General features: G+C 61.7%; 18 protein-coding genes. 8 read left to right on the top strand and 10 right to left on the bottom strand.

All coding sequences use genetic code 11. The features are described 5' to 3' along the window. Positions 1-23: 23 nt before the first annotated feature. From WMO64_RS08910 to WMO64_RS08875, 8 genes are all read right to left on the bottom strand, one after another. On the bottom strand, positions 24-611 hold the full coding sequence (locus WMO64_RS08910) for an HdeD family acid-resistance protein (RefSeq protein WP_349231738.1): 588 nt from the start codon (positions 609-611) through the stop codon (positions 24-26). 94 nt (positions 612-705) lie between these two features. Next, positions 706-1188, bottom strand: a complete 483-nt coding sequence (locus WMO64_RS08905) for a YbaK/EbsC family protein (protein WP_294522143.1) — start codon at positions 1186-1188, stop codon at positions 706-708. Next, the gene (locus tag WMO64_RS08900; protein ID WP_294522139.1) at positions 1178-1582 is read right to left on the bottom strand and encodes a thioesterase family protein; all 405 of its coding nucleotides are present in this window, start codon (positions 1580-1582) and stop codon (positions 1178-1180) included. Before WMO64_RS08900 ends, WMO64_RS08905 begins: the two co-directional genes overlap by 11 nt. Before the next feature lie 170 nt (positions 1583-1752). Further along, complete coding sequence (locus WMO64_RS08895) at positions 1753-2844, bottom strand: ABC transporter substrate-binding protein (RefSeq protein WP_294522136.1); 1092 nt, start codon at positions 2842-2844, stop codon at positions 1753-1755. 36 nt (positions 2845-2880) lie between these two features. Beyond that, positions 2881-3837: an ABC transporter permease gene (locus WMO64_RS08890; RefSeq protein WP_294522133.1), complete on the bottom strand. Its 957-nt coding sequence runs from the start codon at positions 3835-3837 to the stop codon at positions 2881-2883. After that, complete coding sequence (locus tag WMO64_RS08885; RefSeq protein ID WP_349231737.1) at positions 3834-4646, bottom strand: ABC transporter permease; 813 nt, start codon at positions 4644-4646, stop codon at positions 3834-3836. The genes WMO64_RS08890 and WMO64_RS08885 overlap by 4 nt, the downstream gene beginning before the upstream one ends. Beyond that, positions 4636-5763 carry an ABC transporter ATP-binding protein gene (locus WMO64_RS08880; RefSeq protein WP_294522128.1) on the bottom strand — a complete coding sequence of 376 codons (1128 nt, stop codon included), beginning with the start codon at positions 5761-5763 and terminating at the stop codon, positions 4636-4638. Before WMO64_RS08880 ends, WMO64_RS08885 begins: the two co-directional genes overlap by 11 nt. A 266-nt stretch (positions 5764-6029) precedes the next feature. Continuing rightward, a complete protein-coding gene (locus WMO64_RS08875) occupies positions 6030-6995 on the bottom strand; it encodes an RluA family pseudouridine synthase (RefSeq protein WP_349231736.1) in 966 nt (321 codons plus the stop codon). A 198-nt stretch (positions 6996-7193) separates the two neighbouring features. Between WMO64_RS08875 and WMO64_RS08870 the strand changes: the two genes are divergently transcribed. The 6 genes from WMO64_RS08870 to WMO64_RS08845 all read left to right on the top strand — a co-directional run bounded on the left by WMO64_RS08870 (position 7194) and on the right by WMO64_RS08845 (position 12583). After that, positions 7194-7697: a YceD family protein gene (locus WMO64_RS08870; protein ID WP_277216173.1), complete on the top strand. Its 504-nt coding sequence runs from the start codon at positions 7194-7196 to the stop codon at positions 7695-7697. Positions 7698-7739: 42 nt separating this feature from the next. Further along, positions 7740-7934, top strand: a complete 195-nt coding sequence (gene rpmF / locus WMO64_RS08865; RefSeq protein WP_040646773.1) for a 50S ribosomal protein L32 — start codon at positions 7740-7742, stop codon at positions 7932-7934. A gap of 127 nt (positions 7935-8061) precedes the next feature. Next, on the top strand, positions 8062-9447 hold the full coding sequence (locus WMO64_RS08860) for a DUF512 domain-containing protein (RefSeq protein ID WP_294522114.1): 1386 nt from the start codon (positions 8062-8064) through the stop codon (positions 9445-9447). Between the two features lie 63 nt (positions 9448-9510). After that, positions 9511-10836 (top strand): ribosome biogenesis GTPase Der, encoded by a 1326-nt coding sequence (gene der / locus WMO64_RS08855; protein WP_294522111.1) that lies wholly within the window; start codon positions 9511-9513, stop codon positions 10834-10836. A 4-nt stretch (positions 10837-10840) separates the two neighbouring features. Beyond that, positions 10841-11509, top strand: coding sequence for a glycerol-3-phosphate acyltransferase (locus tag WMO64_RS08850; protein ID WP_349231735.1), 669 nt, complete (start codon positions 10841-10843; stop codon positions 11507-11509). A gap of 72 nt (positions 11510-11581) precedes the next feature. Further along, positions 11582-12583, top strand: a complete 1002-nt coding sequence (locus tag WMO64_RS08845) for an NAD(P)H-dependent glycerol-3-phosphate dehydrogenase (RefSeq protein ID WP_349231734.1) — start codon at positions 11582-11584, stop codon at positions 12581-12583. Positions 12584-12644: 61 nt separating this feature from the next. Here WMO64_RS08845 and WMO64_RS08840 read toward each other — a convergent pair whose 3' ends face one another. After that, positions 12645-12827 carry a DUF6774 domain-containing protein gene (locus WMO64_RS08840; RefSeq protein ID WP_294522103.1) on the bottom strand — a complete coding sequence of 61 codons (183 nt, stop codon included), beginning with the start codon at positions 12825-12827 and terminating at the stop codon, positions 12645-12647. 217 nt (positions 12828-13044) lie between these two features. Between WMO64_RS08840 and WMO64_RS08835 the strand changes: the two genes are divergently transcribed. Then, the gene (locus tag WMO64_RS08835) at positions 13045-13902 is read left to right on the top strand and encodes a sigma-E processing peptidase SpoIIGA (RefSeq protein WP_294522100.1); all 858 of its coding nucleotides are present in this window, start codon (positions 13045-13047) and stop codon (positions 13900-13902) included. 26 nt (positions 13903-13928) lie between these two features. Then, complete coding sequence (gene sigE, locus WMO64_RS08830; RefSeq protein ID WP_294522097.1) at positions 13929-14651, top strand: RNA polymerase sporulation sigma factor SigE; 723 nt, start codon at positions 13929-13931, stop codon at positions 14649-14651. A 53-nt stretch (positions 14652-14704) separates the two neighbouring features. Here sigE and nth read toward each other — a convergent pair whose 3' ends face one another. Then, positions 14705-15346 carry an endonuclease III gene (gene nth, locus WMO64_RS08825; protein WP_349231733.1) on the bottom strand — a complete coding sequence of 214 codons (642 nt, stop codon included), beginning with the start codon at positions 15344-15346 and terminating at the stop codon, positions 14705-14707. Positions 15347-15379: the final 33 nt, after the last annotated feature.

Here is a 15379-nt window from a genome sequence, read left to right as displayed (position 1 = left end):
CATTTTTTTGCGGAAAATCGGGTTTACTCGATGTCGATGGGGTCCACCTCGATGGGGTGGAGTTTGCGCAGCTCCTTGGCGACCCGGCCCAGCTTGAACAGGCCCCACAGGTCGGAGATGCCGGTGTAGATCAGCACGGCGCCGATGACCATGAAGATGACGTCCGCCAGGAACAGGGGACGGCAGAGGATGAGCACGCCGAAGGCGGCGGACACCAGGGAGAGGATCAGCACCACCCACCAGTGGGAATAGTTCATCCGGTTCAGGTCAATGGCCCGCTTCAGGTTGAGCAGGGCGTCGATGACGATATAGATGCCCAGCACCACGGGGAGGATGGAGAGCACGATGTCGGGCCGGATGAGGAACACCAGGCCAACGCCGGCGGCCACAATGCCCAGGAACAGCTCCAGACGGAAGGAGCCCTGGCGGCTGTCATGGACGAAGAAGCTGATGATGGTGATGACACCGTAGACCAGGAGGACCAGGCCGAACGCGAAGCACACCAGGCTGCCGGTGATGTCAGGCCAGATCAGGAGAACCAGACCCAGGACAATATAGAGGATAGCGGCCAGGAAGTAGCTGATTTTCATGTTTTTCAGGTATTCCCGCATGAGAGATCCCTGCCTTTCTGTATCTTGGCACTAGTATATCCCGTCTGTGGGAAAATGTCACGGGACAAAACAGTGGGCGTGTGTGGGAGCGCCGTTACGCCTCCGGCTGCCAGTTCTTGCACACGTCGATCCAGCCGGCGCTGTGGGCATACTCCGACAGCTCGTCACAGGTGAGCTGGATGGCGGAGTTGGAGGAGCCGGCGGCGGGGTAGACCGTGTCGAAGCGGCGGAGGGATACGTCCAGATAGGTGGTGACGGCGGGATTGTCGATGCCGAAGGGACACACGCCGCCCACCGCGTGGCCGGTGAACGCCAACACCTCATCAGCTGTCAGCATTTTGGCTTTACAGTGGAACATGGCCTTGAACTTGGTGTTGTCGATCTTGGCGTCCCCGGCGCAGACGATGAGGACGCAGCCGCCCTCGACAGAGAAGGACAGGGTCTTGGCGATGCGGGCGGGGATCACGCCCACCGCCTGGGCGGCCAGCTCCACCGTGGCGCTGGAGACGGGAAATTCCAGAATATCCTGCTCCCGGCCCAGGGCGCGGAAGTAGGTGCGTACTGCTTCAATTGACATGGGGCGCCTCCTTTTTCTGATTGGTCCGGGCCAGGAACTTTTCGTTGGAGATGATGCAGCGCTGGTGGGTACCGCTGCCGATGGGGCCGGCCTCGTCCCACGCGGAAACTGTAAAGGAAATACGCCTGCCGTCAACGGCGGTGACCCTGGCCTCTGCCCGTACCTTCATGCCCACAGGTGTGGCGGCGTCGTGGGTGATGTCCAGACGGGTGCCCACGGTGCCCTGGCCCTCCTCCAGGCCGGTGGCCACCGCATCCATGGCGGCGGCCTCCATCAGGGCGGCCATCATGGGAGTGGCGAACACGGGGAGAGCCCCGCTGCCCACCGCCAGCGCGGTGTTCCGGTCAGTGACAACGGTCTCCGCCCGGCCTGTCATACCGATTTCAATTGACATGGAAACTTCATCCTCTCGGAAAAACTGCGGCTCTCGCTGTGCCGGCAGAAAGCCGCGCCAACAGACAGTATTTTACACCGGTATGGACGGCCGCGCAAGCGGCAGATGAAAACGGAAAATGGCCGCCCGAAGGCGGCCATTTTCCATTCCCGGCAGGGACGAATATCTGCTTAAAAGAGACCCCAGAAGCTGCCGGTGGTGGTTTTGAGCCGGATCCACTCGCTGTCGTACAGGTCCAGGATGTTCTGAGGCAGGCCGGCGTAGCTCTCGCACTTGGCCATGATGTCGGCGTCAGGGTAAGCGTAGGGGTCGTCGGCGATCTCCGGGTCCAGCGCTTCGCGGACGGAGAGCAGGGGAGAGGAGTACCAGATGGCCTCGCAGTTCTTCAGTCCGGCCTGGGTGGAGCACATATAGTTGATGAAAGCCTCGGCGTTGGCCTTGTTGGGGGCGTCCTTCAGGATACACATGGCGTCCACGTAGATGTTGGTGCCCTCCTCGGGAATATAGAAGCCCAGGTCCGGGTTGTTCTCGTACATGGTGAGGTAGTCGCCGTAGTAGTAGGTGCCCACGTAGGCGTTGGCGCCCTCCAGCTTCTGAAAGATATCGTCCATCACGTAGGCCTGGACGATGGGCCACTGGTCCACCAGCAGATCCACGGCCTCACGGATCTGGGACTCGTCGGTGGTGTTGTAGGAGTAGCCCAGACGCTTGAGGGCGATGCCGATGGCGTCCCGGGAGTTGTCGATCATGAGGATGTCGCCCGCGTACTTCTCGTTCCACAGCAGGTCCCAGCTGCCCAGGTCCTCCTCGTCCACGGCCTTGGTGTTGTAGATGACCCCCATCAGGCCCCACATGTAGGGGACGGAGTAGAGGTTCTCCGGGTCATAGGCGGGATTCTTCAGCGCCGGGTCGATGTCGGCAAAGTTGGGGATGTTGTCGAAGTCAAGGGGGGCCAGCAGGTCCTCGGAGATCAGCCGGGCGATCATGTAGTCGGAGGGGATGACCACATCGTAGTTGGCCCCGCCGCCGGCGATCTTGGAGTACATGGTTTCGTTGCTGTCGTACATCTGGTAGTTGACCTTAATGCCGGTGGCGGCCTCAAAGTCGTCCAGTACGGACTCGTCGATATACTCGCCCCAGTTATATACGTTGACCACGTTGGAGCCGGTGTCGCCGCCTACATCGTCCCGGCTGCGGACGCATCCGGTGAGCAGCCCGGCGGTGAGGGACAGAACCAGGGCCATGACAAGCAGTTTTTTCACTTTGGTTCCCAATCTCCTTTCACGCGGCGCGGGGGTTCAGCGCTCTCCGGGCTCGCGGCCCACGTTTTCCGCTGTAATATCCATGATGCTCTCGGGGGCCGCGGGCGGAGCGCCCAGCACCTTCCGCCGCCTGGCCTCCTTGGCGTCCTGGCGGACCTGGCGCAGGTTGATGACAATGAGCAGCACCAGCACCGCCACGAACATCAGGGTGGACAGGGCGTTGATCTCCGGGCTCACCCGGCGGCGCACCATGGAGTACACCACCATGGACAGGGTGGACTCCTGGCTGCCGGCGGTGAAGTAGCTGATGACAAAGTCGTCGATGCTCATGGTGAAGGCGATGAGGGCGCCGTTGACCACGCCGGGCATCATCTCGGGCAGCACCACCTTGCGGAAGGCGTACAGGCTGGTGGCGCCCAGGTCCTGGGCGGCCTCGGCGATGTTGGGGTCCAGCTGCCGCAGCTTGGGCATCACCGACAGGATGACGTAGGGAATGTCAAAGGTGATGTGGGCGATGAGCAGGGTGCCGAAGCCCAGGTTGAAGCCCAGGTCGAACCACAGGTTGGCGTTGATGACCCAGTCCAGATTGTTGAGCCAGCCGGACAGGGAGGCCAGGGCCTGGCCCGCGAAGACAAAGAGCAGCATCATGGACACGCCGGTGATAATGTCGGCGTTGGTCAGGGGGATGTTGTTGATGCCCAGGAAGATGCCCCGGGGCCGCCGCTTCATGTTGTAGAAGCCGATGGCCGCGGCGGTGCCCACCACGGTGGCGATGAGGGTGGCCAGGAAGGAGACCAGCAGGGTAGTCCGCAGGGCGCTGAGCACCGTGTCGTTCTGGAAGAGCTGGACGTACCAGTCCAGGGTGAAGCCGCCCCACACTGCGTTGCTCTTGGAGTCGTTGAAGGAGAACACGATGAGCACGAAGATGGGGGCGTACAGGAAGAGAAAGACCAGCAGGATAAAGAGGCGGGAGAGGGGGCCATTCTTTTTCACAGCAGCACCGCCTCCCCTTCACCTTCGCCGAAGCGGTTCATGACACCCATGCAAATCAGCACGATCACCATCATTACCAGGGAGATGGCGCTGCCCAGATGGGGATTGTAGGCCGAACCCAGGAACTGCACCTCGATCAGGTCGCCCAGCAGCAGGGTCTTGCCACCGCCCAGCAGCCGGGAGATAACAAAGGTGGACACCGAGGGAATGAACACCATGGTGATGCCGGAGAGCACGCCGGGCAGGGACAGGGGGAAGGTGATCCGGCGGAACACGGTCAGGCTGTCGGCGCCCAGGTCCTGAGCGGCCTCGATGACCCTGGGGTCGATCTTCTCGATGACCGAGAAGATGGGCAGCACCATGAAGGGCAGGAAGTTGTACACCATGCCCAGCACTACCGCGCCGGAGGTGTTGATGATGTCCAGCCTGGGCAGGCCGATGGCGGAGAGCAGGTTGTTGAAGAAGCCGTTGCGCTCCAGCAGGAACACCCAGGAGTAGGTCCGCAGGAGGAAGTTCATCCACATGGGCAGCATGATGAGCAGCATGGCCATGCCCCGCAGGCGGCCCCGCTCCCGGGCCAGGAAGTAGGCCAGGGGGTACCCGATGAGAATGCACACGATGGTGGCCACAAAGGCCAGCAGGAAGGACCGGCCGAACACGCCGGCATACTGTCCCAGAGTGGTGAAGTGGTCCAGGGTGGCGCTCCAGTCCCGGTTGGTGAAGGCGTATACCACCACAACAACCAGGGGGGCCACCACAAAAATGGCCATCCAGACCACATAGGGGATGGCGATACCCTTACTCTTCATCGCCGCCCTCCGGAGTGTCCTCGTTGAGCTCGTCGTACTCCTCGCTGTAGGAGCTGTAGTCGCCGAACATGCCGGAGTACCGGCTCTTCTTCATGACATGGAAGCCGTCGGGGTCGATCTTCACGCCGATGCGGGAGCCGACAGGGGAGAAGTCGGTGGTCTGGATCAGCCACTTGAAGCCTCGGAAGTCCACGATGATGTCGTAGTGCATGCCCTTGAAGGTGACCTCGGTGACGGTGCCGGTGAGCTGGCCCTGCTCCACGGGGACGATGTCGATGTCCTCCGGCCGGATGACCACGTCCACCGGTTCATTGGGGGCGAAGCCGCTGTCCAGGCAGGGGAACTTCTTGCCGTACATGCCCACAACCTTGTCCTCGTGCATGATGCCGTCGATGATGTTGCTCTCGCCGATAAAGTCGGCCACAAAGGCGTTCTTGGGCTCGTTGTAGATGTCCTCAGGGGTGCCGATCTGCTGGATGTTGCCCTTGTCCATGACCACAACCGTGTCCGACATGGTGAGGGCCTCTTCCTGGTCGTGGGTCACGTAGATAAAGGTGATGCCCACCTGCTGCTGGATCCGCTTGAGCTCGATCTGCATGTCCTTGCGCAGCTTCAGGTCCAGGGCGCCCAGGGGCTCGTCCAGCAGCAGCACCTGGGGTCGGTTGACGATGGCGCGGGCGATGGCCACTCGCTGCTGCTGGCCGCCGGACAGGGAGTTGACCGACCGCTTGCCGTATCCGGCCAGGTTCACCAGGGCCAGGGCCTCCTCCACCCGGGTGCGGATCTCCGGCTCGGGCACCTTGGCAATGCGCAGGCCGAAGGCCACGTTCTCAAAGATGTTCATGTGGGTGAACAGGGCGTACTTCTGAAAGACCGTATTGACCTTCCGCTTGTGAGGCGGAACGTCGTTGATCCGCACGCCGTCGAAGAACACGTCCCCCGAGGTGGGCTTCTGGAACCCGCCGATGATCCGCAGGGTAGTGGTCTTGCCGCAGCCGGAGGGCCCCAGCAGCGTGAGGAATTCCTTGTCGTTGATATAAAGGTTAAGGTGGTCCAGGATAATATCGTCGTCATACTTCATGACGCAGTCTGACAGACGAATCAACTCTTTGGCCATGTATCCTCCCCCATTTCTCTCTAAAATTACAGCAGACAGGAAAAAAGACGCACCCCACATGGTTGAATCGGGCACGTCCCTACAGACGTGATAATCATATATTTTCCCCATGGGAAAGTCAATAAAAAACCGCAAAATTTTACGGGATTTTTCCATGGAAAATGGAAAGAAAGCGCGTCTGAGGGAAAAAAGCGGAGAAGAACCCCGCTTAATCCCGCCAGACGCGCGGAAAAGCAGTATAATCAGGAAAAAGAGGAAATCAGTGCTCACAGTCCGGGGAAGTACTCGTCCACAAAATCCACGTGCTCCACCGTGAAGGTCCTGCCCTTCAGGTTGTTGAGGATTCCCGCGTCGGTGGGGAAGGAGAAGGTGAGCTTATAGGAGTAGAGGGCCTGGCCATTGGTGCGGCCGAAGCGGCGGTTGTCCCGCTCCCGACCGTACTTGCCGTCGCCCAGCAGGGGGTGCCCGGCGTCAGCGAACTGGGCGCGGATCTGGTGGGTGCGGCCGGTGAGCAGCTCGCACTCCACCAGGGAAAGTCCGTTGCCCACCTTCAGGGTCTTGTACACAGTGAGGGCAGTCCTGCCGTCGGGCACCGGGCGGTGGTACACCGTCACCTGCTTCTTGACCTCGTCCTTTACCAGAAAGCCCTCCAGCCTGCCCTCCGGCGGGGTCATCTTACCCAAGATCACTGCCAGATAGAATTTGTCGATCTCCCGATCCTTGATCTTCTGGTTCATGATCCGCAGGGTCTCGGCGTTCTTGGCCGCGATGACGATGCCGCCGGTGTTGCGGTCGATCCGGTTGCACAGGGCGGGTGCAAAGGAGTTCTCCTTGTAGGGGCTCCACTCCTTCTTCTGGTAGAGGTAGGCCTGGATGTGGGTGATGAGGGTGTTGACCCGCTCCGTCTCGTCGGGGTGGACCACGATGCCGGGCTGCTTGTCCACCAGCAGCAGGTTCTCATCCTCGTATACAATGTTCAGCCGGGGCTTGAACACGGAGAGAAAGGCGTTTTCCAAAGTGGGGGTATCAAAAAACTCGTCGTTGATGTATAATTGGAGCAGGTCCCCCTCCTGGAGGCGGTAGTCCCGGGCGGAGCCCTTGCCGTTGACCTTGACCCGCTTGAGGCGGATGTACTTCTGGGCCAGGGGCGCGGGGAGGAGGGGGAGGGTCTTGCCCAGCCAGCGGTCCAGCCGCTGCCCCGCGTCATTCTTTTTTATGGTAAATTCCTTCATAAATCATCTTCTCCGGTGAGGCCGGCCGAAAACACGGCCTGATTTTCTATCTGTAAAGGGCGAAAAACGGGGGAATCAGATTGCCTTTACAGCTGCTCGGGTTATTCTATCACATTTTAAGAAAAATTTGAAGAAAGTATTTGACAATAGCCGAGGTTTTTATTATAATACCATCTGTGTCATTGTGCGAGGTGTACCATGCGTTTAAATCTGCGTAAGATTATCCCGGCGCCCGGCGCAAGCATTCCGTTCGACTTCCAGATGGACCTGTCCGATCTGGAGTGGAACGGGGAGCGGCCCGCGGCACATCCCATTCATGTCAGCGGTACCGTCCGGAATATGGCCGGCGCCCTTCTTCTGGAGGGAGAGGCGGACACGGTTCTGGAGCTGCGGTGCGACCGCTGCCTGAAGCCCTTTTCCCGCGAGACCCGGATTCCTCTGGAAGCTCTTCTGGCCACTGAGCTGGCGGACGAGGAGAATGAGGATGACATCGTCCTGCTGGACGGGGACGAGGTGGATGTGGGCGAGATTGCGCGGACGGCATTCATTCTCGCCATGGATACCAAGCATCTCTGCTCAGAGGATTGCAAAGGCCTTTGCGCCAAATGCGGCGCGAACCTCAACAACGGCCCCTGCGGGTGCAAGCCCGAGGTTGACCCGCGTCTGGCCAAGCTGGCTCAGTTACTGGACCAGCCTGAGTAAGTAATTCATGCCCGCCCGGGCATAGCCTAAGGAGGTGTCACCATGGCGGTTCCTAAGAGTAAAGTATCCAAGCAGCGTCGGAATAAGCGTCGCAGCTCCGTTTGGAAGCTGGAGACCCCCAATACCACGACCTGCCCCAAGTGCGGCGCGTTTCGTCTGCCTCACCGGATGTGCAAGTCCTGCCTGACCTACAATGGTCATGAGATGGGCAAGGCTCAGGCCGAGGCTGCGAAGTAAAACCGAACAGCAAGAAAAAGAAGAGGGGGGAACCCCTCTTTCTTTTTGCGTGGAAATCGGGTAAAATAAGAACAGTATGTCTCCGAACCGTTGGAGGCGGAATACACACAGGAAGAGAGCAACGACCATGAGCCTTACCGTAATTCGCTCCGTGGACGCGGGCAGCCCGGCCTGGGACGCGGGCATCCATCCCGGGGAGACCCTGACCAAGGTCAACGGCCATCCCATTGTGGATGTGATGGACTACAAATACTATACCTATGACGCCCGCCTGGAGCTCACCCTCACCGAGGCAGGCGGCAATACCCGCACTGTGCGGGTCCGCAAAGAGGAGGGGGAGGACCTGGGCCTCAACTTTGAGACCTACCTGATGGACAGGGCCCGATCCTGCGCCAACAACTGCATTTTCTGCTTTGTGGACCAGATGCCGCCGGGGATGCGGGAGACCCTCTATTTCAAGGACGATGACGCCCGGCTCTCCTTCCTGATGGGCAACTACATTACCCTGACCAACCTGTCGGAGCGGGAGCAGCAGCGGATCATGGATCTGCACATCTCGCCCATCAACGTCTCGGTCCACGCCACCGACCCGGCCCTGCGTACCGAGATGCTGAAAAACCGGAACGCGGGGAAGTGCCTGGAACAGATGAAGCGGTTTGCCCAGGCGGGCATCACCATGAACTGCCAGATTGTCTCCTGTCCCGGCGTCAACGACGGCCCGGCCCTGGAGCGCACCCTCGCCGACCTGGCCGGGCTCTATCCCCAGGTGAACAGCGTCTCAGTGGTGCCTGTGGGACTGACCAAATTCCGGGAGGGCCTGTGCCATCTGGACGGCTACACGGCGGAGACCGCCGGGGCGGTGCTGGACCAGGTGGAGGCCTTTGCCAAGCGGTGCATGGACAAGCTGGGCACGTCCCTGGTCTGGTGCTCCGATGAGTTTTACCTGAAGGCGGGCAGACCGCTGCCCGAGGACGAGTACTATGAGGAGTATACCCAGCTGGAGAACGGCGTGGGCATGCTCCGCCTGCTGGAAGTGGAGTTCCAGGGCGCCATGTTTGCTCTGGAGGGGGATGAGACTCCGCCGCCCTTTTCCGTTGCCACCGGCGTGTCTGCTGCGCCCCACATCGCCGCCCTGCTGGAGAAGCTCCAGGCCCGCTGTCCCGGTGTGCGGGGCGTAGTCTACCCGGTGGTGAACCGCTTCTTCGGCGAGACCATCAACGTGGCCGGACTGGTCACCGGCCGGGACCTGATGGACCAGCTGAAGGGAAAGGACCTGGGAGAGCGGCTGCTCATCCCGGCCAACATGCTCCGCTCCGGCGAGCAGGTGTTCCTGGACGACGTGACGGTGGCCCAGGCCGAAGAGACCCTGGGCGTGCCCATCGTCCCGGTGGAGCAGGACGGCGGCGTCCTGCTGGACGCCATGCTGGGGCTGGACAGCCCCGAACCCCAGCCCGGCCCTCCGCTGGGCGGCGGCGAGGAGTTTTACTGCTATAACCCCGGCGCCGGAAGATAAACCGATTGATTGACAGGGAAGATGACTTTACAGTTGTTCTCCCTGAGAGAGGTGTGATATTTGATGAAGCCCCTGGTAGCAATTGTGGGCCGGCCCAACGTGGGCAAGTCCATGCTCTTCAACCGACTGGTAGGTCAGCGGCTGTCCATTGTGGAGGACACCCCGGGCGTCACCAGAGACCGGATCTATGCCGAGTGCGAGTGGCGGAACCGGAAGTTCGACATTGTGGACACCGGCGGTATTGAGCCAAACACCGACAGCGAGATCCTCAGCTTCATGCGGGAGCAGGCGGAGATCGCCATCCGCAACGCCGACGTGACCGTCTTTGTCTGCGACATCAAGAGCGGTCTCACCGCCTCGGACCAGGAGGTGGCCAACATGCTGCTCCGGTCCGGCAAGCCTGTGGTGCTGGCGGTCAATAAGATGGACCAGGTGGGTATGACCAACCCGGACATCTATGAGTTCTACAATCTGGGCCTGGGCGACCCCATCGCGGTCTCCGCCGTCCACGGCCACGGCACCGGCGACCTGCTGGACGCCTGCTTCCAGTACTTCCCCCCGGAGGACCAGGTGGAGGAGCAGGACGATGTGATCAAGGTGGCTGTCATCGGCAAGCCCAACGTGGGCAAGTCCTCCCTCATCAACCGGATCCTGGGGGAGGAGCGGGTGATCGTCTCCAACATGGCGGGCACCACCCGTGACGCCATCGACAGCTATTATGAGAACGACAAGGGCAAGTATATCCTCATCGACACGGCGGGCATGCGGAAGAAGTCCAAGGTGGACGACCGGATCGAGAAGTTCTCGGTGCTCCGGGCCACCATGGCCATTGAGCGGTGCGACGTGTGCCTGATCATGATCGACGCCCAGGAGGGCGTTACCGAGCAGGACACCAAGGTGGCCGGCCTGGCCCACGAGGCGGGCAAGGCCTGCATCATCGTGGTCAACAAGTGGGACGCCATCGAAAAGGACGACAAGACCATGGACAAGATGCGGCAGGATGTCCGCCGGGATCTGGCCTACATGACCTACGCGCCCATCCTGTTTATCTCGGCCAAGACCGGCCAGCGGGTGGAGCGGCTCTTTGAGCTCATCAACTATGTCAACGACCAGGCCGCCATGCGCATCACCACCGGCATGCTGAACACCGTCCTGGCCGACGCCACCGCCCGGGTCCAGCCGCCCACGGACAAGGGCCGCCGGCTGAAGATCTACTACATGACCCAGGTGGGCATCAAGCCGCCCCACTTTGTGGTCTTCTGCAACGACGCTCAGCTGTTCCATTTCTCCTATCAGCGCTATATCGAGAACCAGATTCGGAATACCTTCGGCCTGGAGGGCACCCCCGTGGTGCTGACTGTGCGGCAGAAGGGCGATAAGGAGGACTGACGAGATGAGTGTGGAGCTTCTCACGGAGATGGGCCCCGGTTTTGTGCTCCCGGCCCTGGTGGTTGCGGTGATCGCCTATTTCTGCGGCTGTTTCAACGGCGCGGTCATCGTCTCCAAGTATATCCTGCGGGATGACGTCCGCAAGCACGGCAGCGGAAATGCAGGCCTGACCAACTTCTACCGCACCTTCGGCGGACCGCTGACCCTGGTGGTCATCCTCACCGATGTGCTGAAGGCCATTGTGGCCGTGTGGGTTGGCATCCTGGCCGCCAAGTATTTTGTGGCCGACGACGCGCTGATCATCGCCCTGGGCAAATACTGGGCAGGCACCTTCTGCCTGCTGGGCCACATGTTCCCCTGCATGTTCCAGTTCAAGGGCGGCAAGGGCATCCTCTCCGGCGGCACCATCGCCATCATGATGGACTGGCGGGTGGCGCTGGTGGTGTGGGGCGGCTTCCTGGTGCTGGCCATCATCACCAAGTGGGTGTCCCTGGGCTCCTGCTGGGCGGGCCTGTCCTTTCCCTTTGTGAGCTGGTTTGTCTATCAGGACCTGATCATCCTGGTGCTGGCCATCGTCTGCGGCGGCCTGATCCTCTGGAAGCACCGGGGGAATATCAAGCGCATTCTCAAGGGCGAGGAGTCCAAGTTCAGCTTCCACCATAAAAAATCCTGACGGCGGAAACAATACGCCTGAAAGCGCCCGCCCCATGGGAGCGGCGGGACGCCCATCAAGGAGGTCATTGACATGAAAATTGCGGTTCTTGGTTCTGGCGGCTGGGGTACGGCCCTGGCTATGGTCCTGCTGGAGAACGGCCACGACGTCACCCTCTGGTCCTACAATCCTGCTGAGTCCAAGGTGCTGCAGGAGACGGGGGAGAACCCCATGCTCAAGGGGGTTCCCCTGCCTGCGGAGCTGAAGTTCACCGCCGATATGGCCTGCGTGGCGGGCTGCGGCGCGGTGGTACTGGCCACGCCCTCCTTTGCTGTCCGCGAGACGGCCCGGAAGCTGGCCGGCCTGCTTACCCCCGGGACCATCCTGATCTCTGTGTCCAAGGGCATCGAGAAGGACACCTCTCTGACCCTGACCCAGGTCATCGAGTCCGAGGTGGGGGAGGACTTCAAGATCGTGGCTCTGTCCGGCCCCTCCCACGCGGAGGAGGTGGGGCGGCACGTGCCTACCACCGTGGTGGCGGCCTCCCGGGACCAGGCGGCGGCCGAGCTGGTCCAGGATCTGTTCATGAACCCCCGCTTCCGGGTGTACGCCTCCGACGACGTGGTGGGCGTGGAGCTGGCTGCGGCGCTGAAGAACGTCATCGCCCTCTCCGCCGGCGTGTGCGACGGCATGGGCTTCGGCGACAACACCAAGGCGGCCCTGATGACCCGGGGCCTGTCCGAGATCGCCCGGCTGGGCGAGGCGCTGGGGGGACGGAAGGAGACCTTTGCCGGTCTGGCCGGCGTGGGCGACCTGATCGTCACCTGCACCTCCATGCACTCCCGCAACCGCCGCTGCGGCATCCTCATCGGCAAGGGCACTCCGGTGCCCGAGGCGGTGAAGGAGATCGGCGCTGTGGTGGAGGGCTACTACGCTGCCGCCACGGCCAAGGCCCTGGCGGACAAGACCGGCGTGGAGATGCCCATCACCGAGGCCGCCTATCAGGTGCTCTACCACGGGAAAGACCCCAGGGTGGTCATCACCGAGCTGATGACCAGGGCCAAGAAGCATGAGATCGAGGAGAGCTGGGTGTAAAGCTTTTCCGCCTTGCAGAAAAAGCGGCGTGGCCGATACTCCGGCCACGCCGCTTTCCTGTCTATTGCGATTGCTCCGGCTGGCTGCGGCCCGTGGCGATCAGGGCCAGATTGTCGCCGAGGGCGGTAAAAAATGCGGCGGTCAGCGCCAGATCCTGGTCAGGCAGGGCCCGGGACAGCTGGACGGACACCAAAGAGGCCAGAACAGGCAGCAGCTCGCCGGAAGACCCCTGTTGCTTTGACAAGGCGGCGCCTCCTCTCATGTATCATTCTACGCCGCAGCGAGAAAAAGGGGACCGGAACACAGCCGGGTATCTGCGAACAGCCGCGGATACCCGGCTTTTTGCTGACAAGGAAAAATGCTTGTCGGCATTCTTTTCCGGCCCGTCCCGGATTTGACCTTTTTTGAAGGGCCGGGCCGGTATAATAAGGTCTGCTGAGCAATGGCGGAGGGGGGAGGACATGACGGTCGTATACATAGACTCCCTGTTTCTCCTCAACTTTGTGGTCAACTACCTGCTGCTGCTGGCCGCTGCCCGGCTGTCCGGCGCGGTCATCCGCCGTCCGGCTCTGGCCGCCGGAGCAGCTCTGGGCGGGGGATATGCCGCTGCGGTCTTTCTGCCCGGTATGGGGTTCCTGCTTCACCCGCTGTGCAAGCTTGGAGCTGCGGTGCTCATGCTGCTGTGTGCCTTTGGAAGCAGCAGGCGGCTGCTGCGGACGGGGTTGATTTTCTTCGCGGTGGCGGCGGCCTTCGGCGGCGGAATTTTCGCCATTGAGCTGCTGGGGGGCAGGGGACTGAGCCTGAAAAACGGCATCTTCTACTCCGCCATGGATTTAAAACTGATCCTTCTTTCAGCAGCCGGGTGCTACGTGGTCATTAGCCTGGTGCTGCGCCGGACCGGGGGGCACAGCGCAGCCCGGCGGGAGCTGCGGCCCGCGGTGGTGACGCTGGGGGAGAAAAAAGCCGTGCTGACCGCCCTGGTGGATACGGGCAACACCCTCACCGATCCGGCCACCAACCGGCCCGTCATGGTGGCGGAGGGAGAGAAGCTGTCCGGCCTCTTTCCAGCGGATGCAGTTCCCGACCCGGCGGCCCTGGCCGATCCGGTGTCGGCTCTGGAGCATATGGCGGACGGTCCGCTGCGGAGCCGCTGCCGTCTGCTGCCCTACCAGGCGGTGGGGGTGGCGTGCGGTATGCTGCTGGCGGTCCGGATGGACCGGGTCCAGGTGGGGACAGAGGACTACGGGGGCATTCTGGTGGCGCTGTCACCCAACCGGCTGTCGGACGGCGGGGGATACAGCGCCCTGATCGGGGCCTGACGGGAAACAGAGAGGGAGGATGGAGTATGCGAGGATGGAAGCTGCGCTGGTATGTCCGGGTCCAGCGCATCCTGGCCCGGCTTGGGATAAAGCTGCCGGGAAAGATCATGTACATCGGCGGAAGCGATACCCTGCCGCCGCCCCTCTCCAAGGGGGAGGAGGCGGAGCTGATCGCACGGCTGGACAGGGGAGAGGAGACGGTCAAGTCCCAACTCATTGAGCGGAACCTGCGCCTGGTGGTGTACATCGCCCGCCGGTTCGAGAACACCGGCGTGGGCATTGAGGATCTGATCTCCATCGGCACCATCGGACTCATCAAGGCCATCAACACCTACAAGCCTGCCAAGAACATCAAGCTGGCCACCTACGCCTCCCGGTGCATTGAGAATGAGATTCTGATGCACCTGCGCAAAACATCCGGCCTGAGAAGCGAGGTATCCTTTGACGAGCCGCTGAACACCGACTGGGACGGCAACGAGCTGCTGCTCTCCGACATCCTGGGCACGGAGAACGACGTGGTGATGAAGCCCATTGAGGACGACGTGGACCGCCAGCTGTTATTGGAGGCCATGGAGAAGCTGGACGGCCGGGAGAAGCAGATCATCACCATGCGCTTCGGTCTGGACGGCAGGCCGGAGCGCACCCAGAAGGAGGTGGCCGACCTGCTGGGCATCTCCCAGTCCTATATCTCAAGGCTGGAGAAGCGAATCATCTCCCGGCTGAAGAAGGAGATCCTGAAGATGCTGTAACAGCCCGGGTCCCTGCGTTTACCGCAGGGACCCGGGCTGTGTTGTAAGCGCGCTTAGCAGGAGCCGGAGTAAAAGTCGCACCAGGGGCGCAGGGTACAGTTGGCGCACTCAGGCCCACGGGCCATGCAGACCGCCCGGCCGTGGAGCACCAGCCGGTGGCAGAAGTCGTTGGACTCCTCCGGTGGGAGGATTTTCCGCAGCTGAGCCTCTACCTTGGCCGGGTCCTTGGTGCCGTCGGTCAGACCCAGACGGCCGGACAGGCGGATGCAGTGGGTGTCCGCCACCACCACGCCGGGCTTGTGGTACACATCGCCCAGGATCAGGTTGGCGGTCTTGCGGCCCACGCCGGGCAGGCGGAGCAGATCCTCCATGGTGTCGGGCACCACGCCGCCATACTCGTCCAGCAGCATCCGGGAGGCGGCCACAATGTCCCGGGCCTTGGCCCGGAAGAAGCCGGTGGAGTGGATCAGCTCCTCCACCTCGCTGATGTCGGCGTTGGCCAGGGCCTCCAGGGTGGGGAAACGGCCGTAGAGCCCGGGGGTGACCTTGTTGACCCGCTCATCGGTGCACTGGGCGGCCAGCCGGGTGGCAAAGAGAAGCTCGTGGGGCTTCTGGTAATCCAGGGAGCAGATGGCCTCAGGGTAGAGCTTTTTCAGCTCCTCCACAATGGCCAGGACATCCTGTTCAGACTTCATCGCTTTATCACCTCAAAGACATTTTGGCTTGAT

This window comes from Pseudoflavonifractor intestinihominis (assembly GCF_040096055.1).
In the GTDB taxonomy this organism is placed as follows: Bacteria; Bacillota; Clostridia; order Oscillospirales; family Oscillospiraceae; genus Pseudoflavonifractor; species Pseudoflavonifractor intestinihominis.
Note: the sequence above shows the minus strand (reverse complement) of the source record. Positions and strands in the feature narration are given on the sequence as shown.